The organism is Pseudomonas sp. FP2335, from assembly GCF_030687535.1.
GTDB lineage: Bacteria > Pseudomonadota > Gammaproteobacteria > Pseudomonadales > Pseudomonadaceae > Aquipseudomonas.
Map to the genome: position 1 here is coordinate 3503065 of NZ_CP117437.1, position 12969 is coordinate 3516033.

15 protein-coding genes are annotated in these 12969 nt (G+C 62.2%); 8 read left to right on the forward strand and 7 right to left on the reverse strand.

Going from position 1 to position 12969, the window contains the following annotated elements:
• Positions 1–16: 16 nt before the first annotated feature.
• Positions 17–1195, forward strand: a complete 1179-nt coding sequence (locus PSH81_RS15600) for a hypothetical protein (RefSeq protein ID WP_305391017.1) — start codon at positions 17–19, stop codon at positions 1193–1195.
• Complete coding sequence (locus PSH81_RS15605; protein ID WP_226457510.1) at positions 1192–1617, forward strand: GNAT family N-acetyltransferase; 426 nt, start codon at positions 1192–1194, stop codon at positions 1615–1617. Before PSH81_RS15600 ends, PSH81_RS15605 begins: the two co-directional genes overlap by 4 nt.
• Before the next feature lie 9 nt (positions 1618–1626).
• Here PSH81_RS15605 and PSH81_RS15610 read toward each other — a convergent pair whose 3' ends face one another.
• Positions 1627–2826: a YgcG family protein gene (locus PSH81_RS15610; RefSeq protein WP_226457509.1), complete on the reverse strand. Its 1200-nt coding sequence runs from the start codon at positions 2824–2826 to the stop codon at positions 1627–1629.
• A gap of 127 nt (positions 2827–2953) precedes the next feature.
• Here PSH81_RS15610 and PSH81_RS15615 point away from each other — a divergent pair, with 127 nt between their 5' ends.
• Together PSH81_RS15615 and PSH81_RS15620 are read left to right on the forward strand one after the other, a co-directional pair.
• Positions 2954–3769: an alpha/beta fold hydrolase gene (locus PSH81_RS15615; RefSeq protein ID WP_305391018.1), complete on the forward strand. Its 816-nt coding sequence runs from the start codon at positions 2954–2956 to the stop codon at positions 3767–3769.
• Complete coding sequence (locus PSH81_RS15620; RefSeq protein WP_305391019.1) at positions 3759–4931, forward strand: PAS domain-containing sensor histidine kinase; 1173 nt, start codon at positions 3759–3761, stop codon at positions 4929–4931. The genes PSH81_RS15615 and PSH81_RS15620 overlap by 11 nt, the downstream gene beginning before the upstream one ends.
• A gap of 2 nt (positions 4932–4933) precedes the next feature.
• Here PSH81_RS15620 and dapF read toward each other — a convergent pair whose 3' ends face one another.
• Together dapF and PSH81_RS15630 are read right to left on the reverse strand one after the other, a co-directional pair.
• Complete coding sequence (gene dapF, locus PSH81_RS15625; RefSeq protein WP_305391020.1) at positions 4934–5740, reverse strand: diaminopimelate epimerase; 807 nt, start codon at positions 5738–5740, stop codon at positions 4934–4936.
• Positions 5741–5782: 42 nt separating this feature from the next.
• Positions 5783–7360: a murein L,D-transpeptidase gene (locus PSH81_RS15630; RefSeq protein ID WP_305391021.1), complete on the reverse strand. Its 1578-nt coding sequence runs from the start codon at positions 7358–7360 to the stop codon at positions 5783–5785.
• A gap of 40 nt (positions 7361–7400) precedes the next feature.
• Between PSH81_RS15630 and PSH81_RS15635 the strand changes: the two genes are divergently transcribed.
• Together PSH81_RS15635 and PSH81_RS15640 are read left to right on the forward strand one after the other, a co-directional pair.
• Positions 7401–8114 carry a murein L,D-transpeptidase catalytic domain family protein gene (locus PSH81_RS15635; RefSeq protein ID WP_192300789.1) on the forward strand — a complete coding sequence of 238 codons (714 nt, stop codon included), beginning with the start codon at positions 7401–7403 and terminating at the stop codon, positions 8112–8114.
• A gap of 30 nt (positions 8115–8144) precedes the next feature.
• Positions 8145–8891, forward strand: a complete 747-nt coding sequence (locus PSH81_RS15640; protein ID WP_226457504.1) for a creatininase family protein — start codon at positions 8145–8147, stop codon at positions 8889–8891.
• A 75-nt stretch (positions 8892–8966) separates the two neighbouring features.
• On the opposite strand, the gene PSH81_RS15645 is transcribed toward PSH81_RS15640, so the two are convergent.
• Together PSH81_RS15645 and PSH81_RS15650 are read right to left on the reverse strand one after the other, a co-directional pair.
• Positions 8967–9308 (reverse strand): hypothetical protein, encoded by a 342-nt coding sequence (locus PSH81_RS15645; protein ID WP_192300791.1) that lies wholly within the window; start codon positions 9306–9308, stop codon positions 8967–8969.
• A gap of 34 nt (positions 9309–9342) precedes the next feature.
• Complete coding sequence (locus PSH81_RS15650) at positions 9343–9987, reverse strand: ATPase (protein ID WP_305391022.1); 645 nt, start codon at positions 9985–9987, stop codon at positions 9343–9345.
• A 131-nt stretch (positions 9988–10118) separates the two neighbouring features.
• On the opposite strand from PSH81_RS15650, the gene PSH81_RS15655 reads away from it, so the two are divergent.
• On the forward strand, positions 10119–10364 hold the full coding sequence (locus PSH81_RS15655) for a hypothetical protein (protein ID WP_192300793.1): 246 nt from the start codon (positions 10119–10121) through the stop codon (positions 10362–10364).
• Positions 10365–10368: 4 nt separating this feature from the next.
• On the opposite strand, the gene yfcF is transcribed toward PSH81_RS15655, so the two are convergent.
• A complete protein-coding gene (gene yfcF, locus PSH81_RS15660) occupies positions 10369–11001 on the reverse strand; it encodes a glutathione transferase (protein ID WP_305391023.1) in 633 nt (210 codons plus the stop codon).
• A 98-nt stretch (positions 11002–11099) separates the two neighbouring features.
• Complete coding sequence (locus tag PSH81_RS15665) at positions 11100–11636, reverse strand: DUF924 family protein (RefSeq protein ID WP_305391024.1); 537 nt, start codon at positions 11634–11636, stop codon at positions 11100–11102.
• Positions 11637–11782: 146 nt separating this feature from the next.
• On the opposite strand from PSH81_RS15665, the gene PSH81_RS15670 reads away from it, so the two are divergent.
• Positions 11783–12937, forward strand: a complete 1155-nt coding sequence (locus tag PSH81_RS15670; protein WP_226457500.1) for a DUF1624 domain-containing protein — start codon at positions 11783–11785, stop codon at positions 12935–12937.
• Positions 12938–12969: the final 32 nt, after the last annotated feature.

The window sequence follows — 12969 nt, forward strand, 5'->3', positions numbered from 1 at the left end:
CGGAAGGAACCACCTCGTGCCCAACACAACACCCTTGACCTTTCAACACGCGTTAAAAAAGAATCTCAAGCGGATACTGAATTTCTGGGCGCCCCTGAGCGTTATCTTCGCGGGACTGGGTACGCTGCTGGGGTTTTACACCCTGTCGACCTACGCATCGGCAATCGGCCGCCCGGACCTGCTGGCCGCAGCGCTGGAGGCCAAGTCAGCCCTGATCCCCTGGCTCGCCAGCGTAATGGGTATGCTGGGCGCGTACTTGCTGACACTGTTGGCGAGCACTGTCCTGTTCGGGCTCACGGTGTCGTTTTTCAATGACTCCCCGTCCCTGCAGCACAAGTTGGTGGGTATTCTCTGCGTACCTGTGCTGTCAGGCATCGTTGCCATGCTCTGGTATAGCTTCGAAGGACCTGAACGGAACGCCCTATGGGAAGTGCTCTATGTTGCGCTTTGGCTTGTGCTCAGCCTGATTGCAATGCTGGCAACCACCACCTTCCGATTTGCCGTCGATGTCTGTGCAACCATGGCGAGCCCCGGCCACCCCAGGAGCTGGCGGCTGCGCGGCTTCTTTGTACTGATGGTGTCATTGCTGCTGTTCAGCACCGTGCTCTCTGCCGTATTCCCCGCCAGCCTGATTCTGAAAGCCTATACCGGGGAAGACACCCCCGAAGCGGTGAGCCGCTTGATGTATATCTCGATGTTCGCCGCATGCGTCACGTTGATGCCTGTGGTGGTGTTCTACGTCAGCAAGGCCGACCTGTTCAAGCGCCTGGCCCTGGGCCTGTTGGCCGTCGCTGTGGCGGGGGGGATGATTATTGCAATTTCGCCGGGAAGCCCGGCAGCGATCGTTTACGCTGCAGCCGGGGTGATGAACGTGCGTGCCCCCGTAGAAGCGCGCTACTGGCTGACGAAAACCTACGCCAGGGAAGATTTCGAGAGCGCCACCTGGGGCGACGTGCAGATATTGCGTGGCAAGCCTGTAGTGTCCGCGTTCCCGTTGTTTTCCTTCGGCGATGTGTTGTTGCTGTGCCCGACCAGCCGGGTCAAAACGACACTCAAGGATTGGCCGCAACAATCGGCCTACTGTGTGCTGACCCAAAGCAGCAACGCCATCCGGATGCCAAAGAACTCGGACACCATAAGCCCTCCCAAGCCGACCACAGACAACAAAACCAAAAAACCAGGCCCCTCGACATGACCCAACCCCTGATCGAAATCGGCGACCAGATTGATCTCCAGGCACAACAGATCATCGGCGATGGCCTTGCCGCCTTCAACAAACACGCCACTGGCTATCACGACCGACGGCCGCTGACGGTGCTGATCAAAGACCCACACACCGGGCAAACCCTCGGTGGCATCACTGGTCGCAGCGCGTTTGGCATGGCTTTTCTCGACCTGTTCCACCTGCCCGAGCCCCTGCGCGGTTCGGGCCTGGGCAGCCGATTGTTGCAGGCTTTTGAAGATGAAGCGCGGCGCCGCGGTTGTCGCAGTGCCGTGCTGTACACCATCAGCTTCCAGGCGCCGGGGTTTTATGAGAAGCGCGGCTGGATGCGCTTTGGTGAAATCCCGTGCGAGCCCCAGGGCAGCAGCCGGGTGTTTCTGAGCAAGGCGTTGTAGCTGGGCGCTTCACCAACTCCCCGAAGCGCCCCCACCACCGCTCGAACCACCGCCACCCGACGAACTGCTGCTGGAGCTGGAGCTTGAACGACTGGAGCCCGAGCTTGAGCCACCGCTGGACCCCGAGCCGCCACCGGTCTTGCCAAAGATAAACAGCGCCGCAAACGAGGCAATCGGGAAAGCAAACAGCCAGTCGTTGCGCCCCAACTCCATCAGCAACCCCGCCGCCACGTACACCGCCACGGCCGCCAGCAACCGTGCGACGAAGCCTGCCCGGCTGCGCGTCCAGGCGTCTTTCATGATGACGAACAGGATCAGGTACAAGCCCAGCACCAGCAGACCCAGCAGCGGGAATGCCAGCCAGTGCAGGAAGTTCACATCGGTGTATTGGTTCGCCGCGAGCAGGATCGCGATGTAGCCCAACAGGCCCAGCACGCAATAAAACACCGTGCGTGCCTGCCACAACGCGCCGAACGTGGCGCCGCCAATCAGCAAAGTCAGCGGCAGTATCAGCAGGTACACCGCCCACTCCCGGCCGCCAGCCAGCACCGCAAGCAGCAGCGTGATCGTCACTGCGGCCACCAATGCCTTGCGCCAGCGCAGCTTGCCGGCTGCCAGCAGTACACCGCCGCCGCCACCGAGCACAAATGCCAGCAACACCGCGATCGCCCCTGGCCCTACCGCGAGCCCCGCCACCGCCGGCAAGTCACCGCCATCCACCAACAGCACCAGATCGTCTACGCCTTGGGCGACACCTCCCGCGAAATCGCCCTGGCGAAACGCCGGGGTGATGTGTTCTTCGATGATGCGATGGCTCAGCAAGTCGGTGACGACGCCTTCAAGGCCGTAGCCCACTTCGATGCGCACCTTGCGATCATCCTTGGCCACCAGCAGCAGGATGCCGTCATTGATGTCCTTGCGCCCCAGCTTCCAGGCGCGGAACAGTTGGTTGGCGTAGTCCTCGATGCTCGCATCGCCGGTGGTGGGCACCAGCAACACCGCCACCTGCGCGCCTTTGCGTTGCTCCAGGGCAGCGAGTTGAGCCTTCAGACGGGCGGTGGTGCCAGCATCCAGGGTGTTGGTGAGGTCGATGACCCGCTGATCGAGGGCAACCCCAATCGGTGAAGTGTCAGCCTGGGCGGTGACAAACACACTGGCCAACACCAGCACCCACAGACCCAAGACCGCTTGCCGCACGCACCGCATCATGTTTGTTACCTGAAGTTTCTTCCTGAAGGCCGCGACTTTACCTTATCGCGGCTATAACACGTGACCCCACGCCGTTGACTATCTAAACTCCACCCACCCATAGCAAAACGCCATAACCGGGAAGCCCATGAACCTTCGCCTCCGCAACAACGTCAGTGTGATGGGCAACGGCCGCTCGACCCTGGTGTTCTCCCACGGTTTTGGCTGCAACCAGGCCATGTGGCACTACTTGGCGCCGCCATTCACCGAACACTTTCGCGTGGTGATGTATGACCTGGTCGGCGCCGGCCTGTCGGACCTCAGCGCGTTCGACAAGCACAAATACAGCACGCTGGACGGCTATGCCCGCGACTTGAACGAGCTGATCGACGCCTTTGCCGTCGGCCCGGTGATTCTGGTGAGCCACTCGGTCAGCGCGATGATTGCCACCCTCGCCGACCGCCGGGCCCCCGGACGCATCGCCGCCCACGTGATGATTGGCCCGTCGCCGCGCTACATCGATGCCGATGGCTATGTCGGTGGTTTCAAGCGCAGCGACATCGATGACCTGCTCGACACCCTCGACAGCAACTACCTCGGCTGGTCCAGCGCCATGGCCCCAGTGATCATGGGCGCGCCTGAACAGCCCGCGTTGAGCGAGGCCCTGCGCGACAGTTTCTGCCGCACCGAACCGGAGATCGCCAAGCAATTTGCGCGGGTGACGTTTATGTCCGACAACCGCAAGGACATCGCCGGCCTGGCTACCCCGGTGTTGATCCTGCAATCGAGCGACGACCTGATCGCCCCCGTGGCCGTCGGCGAATACCTGCACGGCGTGTTGCCCAACAGCACCTATTGCCTGGTGGACAACGTCGGCCATTGCCCACACATGAGCGCGCCGCAGGCGTGTGCGGCAGCGATGAAGAGTTTCCTCGCACCCTGGACCGTCGCCCATGCCGACTAAGCTGTTCGACAACGCCGCCTGTGCCCTGGCCGCAACGGCGGAGGACGGCACGCTCCTGCACACCAACGCACGGTTCAGCGAATGGCTCGGGTTCAGCGCCGTGGAGTTGTGCGGGCGGCGTTTCCAGGACCTGCTGACCATGGGCGGGCGGATCTTCCACCAGACCCACCTGGCGCCAATGCTGCGCCTGCGTGGCAGTGTCACCGAAGTGAAGCTGGACATGCTGCACCGCGACGGGCACAAGGTCACCGTGCTGCTCAATGGCACCCGGCGTGAACAAGCCGACGGCGCGGTGTACGACCTGGCGTTGTTCGGCACCACCGACCGCGACAAGTACGAGCGCGAACTGCTCAACGCACGCAAGCTGGCCGAAGCACTGTTGCAGGAAAAAACCACGACGGAACTTGCCCTCAAGCAAGCCCAGGCCGAACTCGGCGAGGCATACGCCATCGCCCAGCGGCGCGCGCTGTTTGCCGAGCAGATGGTGGCGATCGTCAGCCATGACCTGAAAAACCCGCTCACGGCGATCCGCATGGCTTCGGATTTCCTCAGCCGTGGCGAACGCAGCGCCAAGGAGCGCCAGTTGCTGGGGCACATCAGCCAGTCCTCCGAACGCGCCCAGCGCATGATCGCCGACCTGCTGGACTTCACCCAGGCCCGGGTCGGCCACGGCATCAGCATCAAGGCCGCACCGCTGGACCTGCACGCAGTGACCCGCCAGGCGGTGGATGAACTGCGCGTGGCATTCCCCAAGGCGATCCTCGCGCATCACACCATTGGCAGCGGCGATGCCAGCCTCGACGCCGACCGCGTGCAACAGATCATCGGCAATCTGGTGGCCAACAGCGTGGCCTATGGCGACCTGCAACAACCGATCAGCATCACCTCGCGGCTGGGGGCTGGGCAGTGTGAAGTGGCGGTACACAACCACGGCGCCGTGATCCCCGCAACCCTGCTGGCCGGGCTGTTCGAGCCCATGACCCGCGGCACCGACCAGGGCAGCGATGTGCGCAGCGTCGGCCTGGGCCTGTACATCGTGCGGGAATTGGCCAGGGTCCATGGTGGGGATGTGGCGGTGAGCTCTACTGAGGGCGGCGGCACCACGTTCAGTGTGCGCTTTGTGGGAGATGGGGGTGGACCCGTCAATGTTGCCGGTGACTGACTTCAGCCAATACTGAACACCGTCCCCTGCATCACCGGCTCCACACTCCCCGTCAACACCACACCGCCCTCGCCCGCCCACTGCACGGTCACCGTGCCGCCGTCGCACTGCACCTGCACCGTGGCATCCAGCAAGCCACGACGGATGCCATTGACCACCGCCCCGCAACAGCACGAACCGGAGCCCAATGGCACACCGCCGCCGCGCTCCCAGATGCGCAGGCGGATGTGCCCACGGTCGAGCACTTGCACAAAATGCACATTGGTCTTGGCCGGAAACAGCGGGTGAATTTCCAACGCAGCACCTACGGCGGCCACATCGACGGCGGCAAGATCCGCCACAAAAAACGTGCAATGCGGGTTGCCCATGCTGCAGGCCGCCGGCTCGCCCTCAAGGGGCAACCTCAGCGTATCCAGGGCCTCGGCCAAGGGCACGGCGGCCCACTCCAGCGATGGCTCGCCCATGTTCACCGAGACTTGCCGCCCCGCCTGCCGCACACACGTCAGCAAACCGCGGTCGGTGCGCAACACGATGGAATCGCTGCCCGCCTCCAGCATCAAGCGATCTGCCACGCCACGGGTCGCGCTGCCGCAGGCCTGCAGCGGCGTGCCGTTGGGGTTCCAGAACTTGATCCGCGCCGCTGCATCATCGCAGTCGAGCACCACGGCGAGCTGGTTGAAACCGATACCGGTATGGCGGTTGCCCAGGCGGCGTGCGACTTGCGCGGTGATCGGGTCGTCGCGCCCACGGCGGTCAACGATGATGAAGTCATCGCCGTGGGCGTGCATTTTTACGAACTGCAAGGGCATGGGCGGTCCTTATTCGAGCCGGGAGATGAGTTGCAGGGTGGGTCAGAGCGTGGTGCCCATGGCCTTCATCAGCACCAGATCCCGCGCATAAATATCCGGCGCGTAGACCAAGCCACCCTGGCGGTCGACTTCCACCGTCCAGTACCCCAACAGCACCGGCACCGGCGTGGCCAGGCGGAATTCGTGGGTCACCCCAGTGGCCAGCAGTTCATCGGTGCGCGCACGTTCGGCCGGGCTTACCAGCAGGTCACGCAGCATCAGCGGCTGTTCGACGCGCACACACCCCGAGCTGAACGCCCGTGGGCCCTTGCTGAACAGCGGCTGGCTCGGCGTGTCGTGCAGGTACACCGAATACGGGTTGGGAAAGCGCATCACGATCTTGCCCAGCGGGTTGCGCGGGCCGGCTTCCTGGCGCAGCAGGATGTTGCCGGGGCGCGCCCAGTCGATCTGTTCGGGTGCCAGCGGACGACCTTCGGGGTCGAGCACTTGCAGGTTTTGCTGGCGCAGGTACTCGGGGTTGAGGCGGATGGCCGGGAGTTTGTCCTCGCGCATGATGGTCGGCGGGATGGTCCACGTGGGGTTGAGGGTCAGCCGGGTGATGCGCGACTTGAGCAACGGCGTCTGGCGCTCGGCGCGGCCGACTTGCAGGCGGGTTTGCCACACCGGGATGCCACTTTGGTACACGCTCAGTTGCGCGGCGGCGACGTTGACCAGCACGCCCTCGGGTTCCAGGTCCTGGGCCAGCCAGCGGAAGCGTTCGAGGTTGATGCGCAGCTGTTCGCGGCGAATTGCCGGGCTGATGTTCAGCTCGGCCACGGTGCCGGCCCCGATCACACCGTCAGCCTGCAGGGAGTGGCTGAGCTGGAAGGCCTTGACTGCCTTGACCAGTTCGTCGCGGTACAGCTTGCCGGCGGGCGCGGTGGCCAGGTAGCCGCCACTGACCAGGCGCCGCGCCAGTTCCGGCACGCGGGGGTCGTCCATGCCGGGACGCAATAAAGGACCGCTGGCGACCGCGTCCCAGTGCGGCAATGGTTGCTGACGCACACTGGAATAGGCGTTGCGCAGGCTGCGGTACAAATCGGCGCTGGGCCGCGCCTGATCGAAGGCTTGGGCCATGTCGCGCAGGCCGGTGGCGGCAAAGGCCAGCACTTCGGTGTTCGGGTCGCGGGTTGGCGGCTGGGCATGCCATAGCGGTTCGTAGCGCGATTGTTGCAGGCGGCCGTAGTGCAAATCCTGCAAGGCTTGCAGGTAATGGCGGCTGCCATCGATGTCGCTGCACAGCACATTGGCCGTGGCATCCGGCGTGGGTTGGCTATAGTGGGTGGGGTCCAGGCCGTCGTCGGCGAGCAGCAACAGTTGGGTGTGCAGCGCTTGGCGTTGTTCGGCGGACCACAACGGTACGTCGCCTTGCTGCTGGTAGAACGCTTGCAGGCGCACCAGCGCGGCGGCGTCAATCTGCGGCGCGAGGCTGGGGCAAACACCGGGCAGTGCCGCCAGGGCTTGTTGAATCGGGCTGGGTGAAACAATTGGCACAGGTTCGGCCGCCAGCTCATCGGCTGTCGCGACCAGTGGTGCAACGAGCAAGCAAATGCTCAAGTAACATGCGTGTTTTTTGAACAATTGGCTTAACTCCAATCCACAGTGGGGGGATGTACTGTAGATGCTAACTTTTTTGTGCCGCCTGGGTTTGATCACCATGAGCCTGGCCGCGTTGGGCAATTATGCACTCGCCGCCAATGGCAACCCTCCTTCCTTGTATAGCAGCCTGGCGCGCTCGGCTCCAGAACTCAATCCCACTGTACTGAAAAGCGCCCTGAGCGCGATGCAATGTGCGGTCAACAATGGCGAGGAACGCTCCGAGCGCCTGGCCGTGATCGACTACTCCCAGCCCTCGACCGCACGTCGGCTATGGATCTTCGACCTGCGCAAAAAGACCCTGGTGCTGCGCGACCTGGTGGCCCATGGCGCCAAGTCCGGGGAAAACTTCGCCACGCAGTTCTCCAATCGCGAGGGCAGCCATCAATCCAGCCTGGGCCTGTTCCGCACCCAGGAAAGTTATCTGGGCACCCACGGCTACTCGTTGCGCATGGATGGCCTGGAACCGGGCTTCAATGATCAGGCCCGCGACCGTGCGCTGGTGATCCATGCGGCCGATTACGTCAGCCCCCTGTGGAGCAAGCGCGAAGGCCGTATCGGCCGCAGCCAGGGCTGTCCCGCCGTGCGCCCGCAGGTGGCACGCCAGGTGGTAGACAAACTCAAGGATGGGCAGTTCATGTTTTCCTGGTATCCGGACCAGCACTGGCTGAAGTCGTCGACCTACCTCAACTGCAAACCCCAACAGGTGGCGAGTAGTCGTACAATCCGTGGCGGATAGCCTGTCCCCATCGATAAAAGAGAGCATCGCATGCTGCTACATACGTCCACCTGGATCGAAGTCGGGCAGTTCCTGGAACGCAGCCGCACGGTGGTGATCCCCATCGGCTCCAACGAACAGCACGGCCCCACCGGCCTGCTGGGCACCGATTGGATGTGCCCGGAAATCATCGCCCATGAGGCGCAGAAAAATGCCGACATCCTGATCGGCCCGACTTTCAATATCGGCATGGCCCAGCATCACCTGGGCTTTCCCGGCACCATCTCGCTGCGCCCTTCCACCTTTATTGCTGCGATTGGCGATTGGGTGCGCTCGCTGGCCGGGCATGGTTTCGACAAGATCCTGTTCCTGAACGGCCACGGCGGCAACATCGCCACGATTGAGGCGGCGTTTTCCGAGCTGTATGCCGAAGCGAGCTTCGCCCGCCGTCCGGCCGGGTTTGCGCTGAAGCTGGTCAACTGGTGGGACCTGGAAGGCGTCAACGACCTGGCCCAGAAGCAGTTTCCGGTCGGCCATGGCAGCCATGCCACGCCATCGGAGATTGCAGTGACGCAGTGGGCGTACCCGCAGTCGATCAAGGTCGCCGAGTACTCGCCGCAGATTGCCAACACCGGGCCGATCCGCGAAGCGCTGGACTTCCGCGCACGTTTCCCCGACGGACGCATGGGCTCGGACCCGGCGCTGGCGACAGTGGAGAAAGGTGGGGAGTTGGTGGCGTTGGCGGCGCTAGGTTTGGTCAAGACGGTCAACGCGTTCAGCAACGAAGCCAAGCCCTAGGTCACACACAGATCAAAAATGTGGGAGCCCGCTCCCACACAAACCCAGCTCAACAGTGGATTGGTGCTGTGCAGACTACTTGCACTCCTGCGCCACCAACTCCAACCGCGACGGCGTCAGCGTCGATGCCAACGGCTTGCGCTCATACAAGAACACCTTGGTTCCGTCCTGGGTCTTGTAGGCCTCCAGCACATCATCCGCCGCAATCTTGCTGGTCAACACCACCTTGGCGTGACGCGAGTTCTGCGTGACGGTCGAGGTGATGCCGTGTTTTTCAAGCTTTGGCAGCACACACTGGGCATAGCCTTCAGGGGTCTTGGCGGTGAGCAGGGTCAATGTCGGCGCATTCGGGGCAGACACACAACCGGCCAGCCACAGTGAAGCAAAGGCCAGGGCCGGGGCGAAAAAATAACGCATATAAATTCCTGAAAAAATAACAAAAAAGTTCACATCAACCGGCTTGGACCAACGCCTTGAGCGATGCATCAAACCGTTGCAAGGCCGCTTGCTGGACATCCCGCTGCTGTTCGATCTGCGCGGCAATTTCCGGCGCCGCCTTGTCATGCACCCACACCGACGGTACTTGCCGACGCACAGCACCTTCGGCCTTGGCGATGTATTGCAGGTTCGCGTTGTAGAACCGTGCGATAAAACGTGCCTCGACCTGATCGTTCCGCGGAGTCAGCAGTTGATTGTGGGTATCGAGCATCACCACCACATCGGGGTGTGCCTGCACCAGGGCATCCAGGTTGTCGTAGACGGTGACCGACAAAAAGGTGCCTTGCAGCGAGTTTATCAACCAGTCGATAGCCAGTTCCGGGTCGGAACTGTTGACGAACGCCTGGCGGATACGCTCGTCGAGGGCATCCCTGGCGCCGTTCAAGGCCATGTCATGGTAGCGTTCAAGGTAACTGAGGTTGTCGCGGGTATTGTCGCTTAACAACACCCCTACCGACTGCGCATGTTGCAGGGAGTCTACGCTAGCGTCGATAGGTAGCAAATGGCTACTATTCAAATCATCGGCGATGGCCGCGTTGTTCATGGCCACCGAGCCCAGCATCACCAGCATCAAACCCAGCTGAATTATCGTCCTCATCGCGCGTTTCCTTGAACAGCGTTTCGATGGGACAATTCTGCGCTTTTCCTGAAAAAACAGAACTTGCGATCCGTGATGGTGACTATTATCTGAACCAATAGTGCCTAGATAAAAATAGATAAGGACCCGCCATGAAGCCCCACCAGAAAACCTTCGACCGTATCCGCGATGCCGTACTGCCGGAGTTTCGCGAGCGGATCGCCGACTACCTGGTCGACTATGAGACGGTACTACAGGACGAAACGGCCGACGCCGAGCAACGTTGCGCCAGCGCCCAGCAATTGCGCGGTTACCTGCGTGGTTTGAACACCACACGGGTACTGGGCATGGCCGACTGGGAAGACCTGGACCGTCGCGTGGCCCAGGAATGGCTTTAAACCGCTAGAGCGCAGGCCGCTGCAGGTTGACCCAGGCTTGTACCGACGGCCGCTGCCATTGGCGTTGCGCATAGGCGACCAACTCGGCGGGCACGCTGTCGCCATTGAGAATCAGGCGATTGAGCATCACGGCCAGGTCCACATCGGCAATCGACCACGTGCCAAACAGAAAGTCCGGGTTACCCGCCAACAGCGCCTGTGCCGCACTGATCAACTTCTGCGCGGCAGCCTGGGCCGCAGGCGACAAGGGCGGCATCTTTTGCCCGTAGAACACCACCAGCGTCGAACGTTCCTGGCGGATGGGCAGCAAATCGCTGCGCAACCACGCCTGGACCTGCCGCGCCCTCGCCCGCTGCTTGGGGTCGACGGGGTACACCACCGTCGCGGGGTACGCCTCGTCCAGATACTCGGTGATTGCCGAGGATTCCGACAGGGCAAAGTCACCGTCCACCAGGGTTGGCACGCGTTGAGTCAGGGACAATTGGGTGAAATCCGCAGCCTGCTGTTGCGCCGAGTCCAAGTCCAGGGTCTGCGTATCAAACGCCAAGCCCTTCTCGCGCAGCGCGACAAATACCGACATCGCGTAGGGGCTGGTGAACTGGGCATCAACGTACAGGCGCAACGAGGGTGAGTTCATGACAGGGCTCCTTGGGTGAAAGCCCACGTTACGAGATGGCTGGCAAGAAAGACAATGGCAGCTTTTTATAGGGGCATTCCTGGCGGGAATGCTGGGACCTATCCGGCGAACCCGCCCTTGTCCAAAAAGGCCTGCTCGTGCTCAGTGCTGACGCGGGCCAACACCCTGTTGCGATGAGGAAACCGCCCGAAGCGCTGAATAATCTCGGCATGTTCCTTGGCCCAGTGGTAGGTGTTGGCGTCCAGCACCTGGTTGAGCACCAGGGAACGCTGCTGGTCCACCGGGTCTTCCGAATGCTCAAACGGTAAGTAGCAGAACGCACGCAAGGCAGGCTCGATCAACTGGTCCAACCCGGCCTCGACCATGCGCCCGGCATACAAGCGCGCCAACGGGTCGGTGGCGAACATATGGGCAGTGCCGCGAAAGGCATTGCGCGGGTATTGGTCGAGCAGGATCAGCAGGGCCAGGGCGCCCTCTGCCGAGTCCAGCCAGCTTTCCAGCTCACGGCGGGCGGCTTGCAGGTGGGCGCTGTGGAAGGTGTCGCGGAAGCTGGCGTCGAAGGCCTCGTCCTTGGCGAACCAGCGTTTGGGGCCGGCGTGTTGCCAGAAGTCGATGACGGTTTTCGGGGTGGTCATGGTGAAGGCCTGCGAAAGCGGTTTGGCAGACCTTAGCAGAATCCAAGGCACGACGAAGCTCGCTCCCACAGGTTAGAAACCGACAGCGGGCAGATTAATGTTATAGAATAACACCCGCTTTCCCCTCTACCCTGCGACCCTTGCCCATGACCGACGCTGTCCCCCTGCGCCAACGCCTGCTTTCCATCGACGCCCTGCGCGGCCTGGTGATCCTGTTCATGCTGCTGGACCACGTGCGCGAAACCTTCCTGCTGCACCGTCAAGTCAGCGACCCGATGAGCATCGACAGCACCGAACCCAGCCTGTTTATCAGTCGCACCCTCGCCCACCTGTGTGCGCCGGTGTTTGTCTTGCTCACCGGCTTGTCGGCGTGGCTGTACGGCCAGAAATACCAGGGCCGCCGCGATGTGTCGGCGTTTCTGTTCAAGCGCGGGCTGTTTCTAGTGGTGCTGGAATTCACCCTGGTCAACTTCGCCTGGACCTTCCAGATGCCGCCAGCAGTGATCTACCTGCAAGTCATCTGGGCAATTGGCGTGAGCATGCTCGCCCTCGCCGCCTTGGTGTGGTTGCCGCGGCCGCTGTTGATCGCCGTGGCGATTGGGATTATCGCCGGGCACAACCTGCTGGATGGCCTGCACTTCGGGCCGGGCTCGATGCTGCAGAACGGTTGGGCGATCCTGCATGAGCGCAGTTGGATCGAGGTCGGCGACAACCTGCGCCTGCGCATCACCTACCCGGTGCTGCCGTGGATCGGCGTGATTGCCTTGGGCTACGGCCTCGGCCCGTGGTTCGCCAACGGCTCACCGCCGCTGCTGCGTCAGCGCTATTTGGCGTTGGCGGGCGTGACTGGGTTGGTCGGCTTTGTGCTGTTGCGTGCGTTCAATGGTTACGGGGAGAAGCCTTGGCAGAGCTATGACAGTGGCGTGCAGACGTTGATGAGCTTTTTCAACGTGACCAAATATCCGCCTTCGCTGCTGTTCCTGGCGCTGACCTTGGGCATCGGTCTGCTGCTGTTGCTGGCGTTTGAACGGGCCGGGCACGCACGTTGGATCGGCCTACTGGCCACGTTTGGCGCGGCGCCGATGTTCTTTTATCTGCTGCATTTGTATGTGCTGAAAGTGTTCTATGTGGCTTGTATTGCGCTGTTTGGCCTTAATCATGGCAGCTATTTCGGCGTCGACGGTATGGGCGCAATTTGGCTGGTAGCGCTGTTGCTGCCGTTGGTGCTGTATCCGCCCGTGCGTTGGTTTGCGGGGCTCAAAGCACGGCGTCGTGACTTGGCCTGGCTCAAATACCTCTGACTCTACGCAGGCCAAATGTGGGAGTGGGCTTG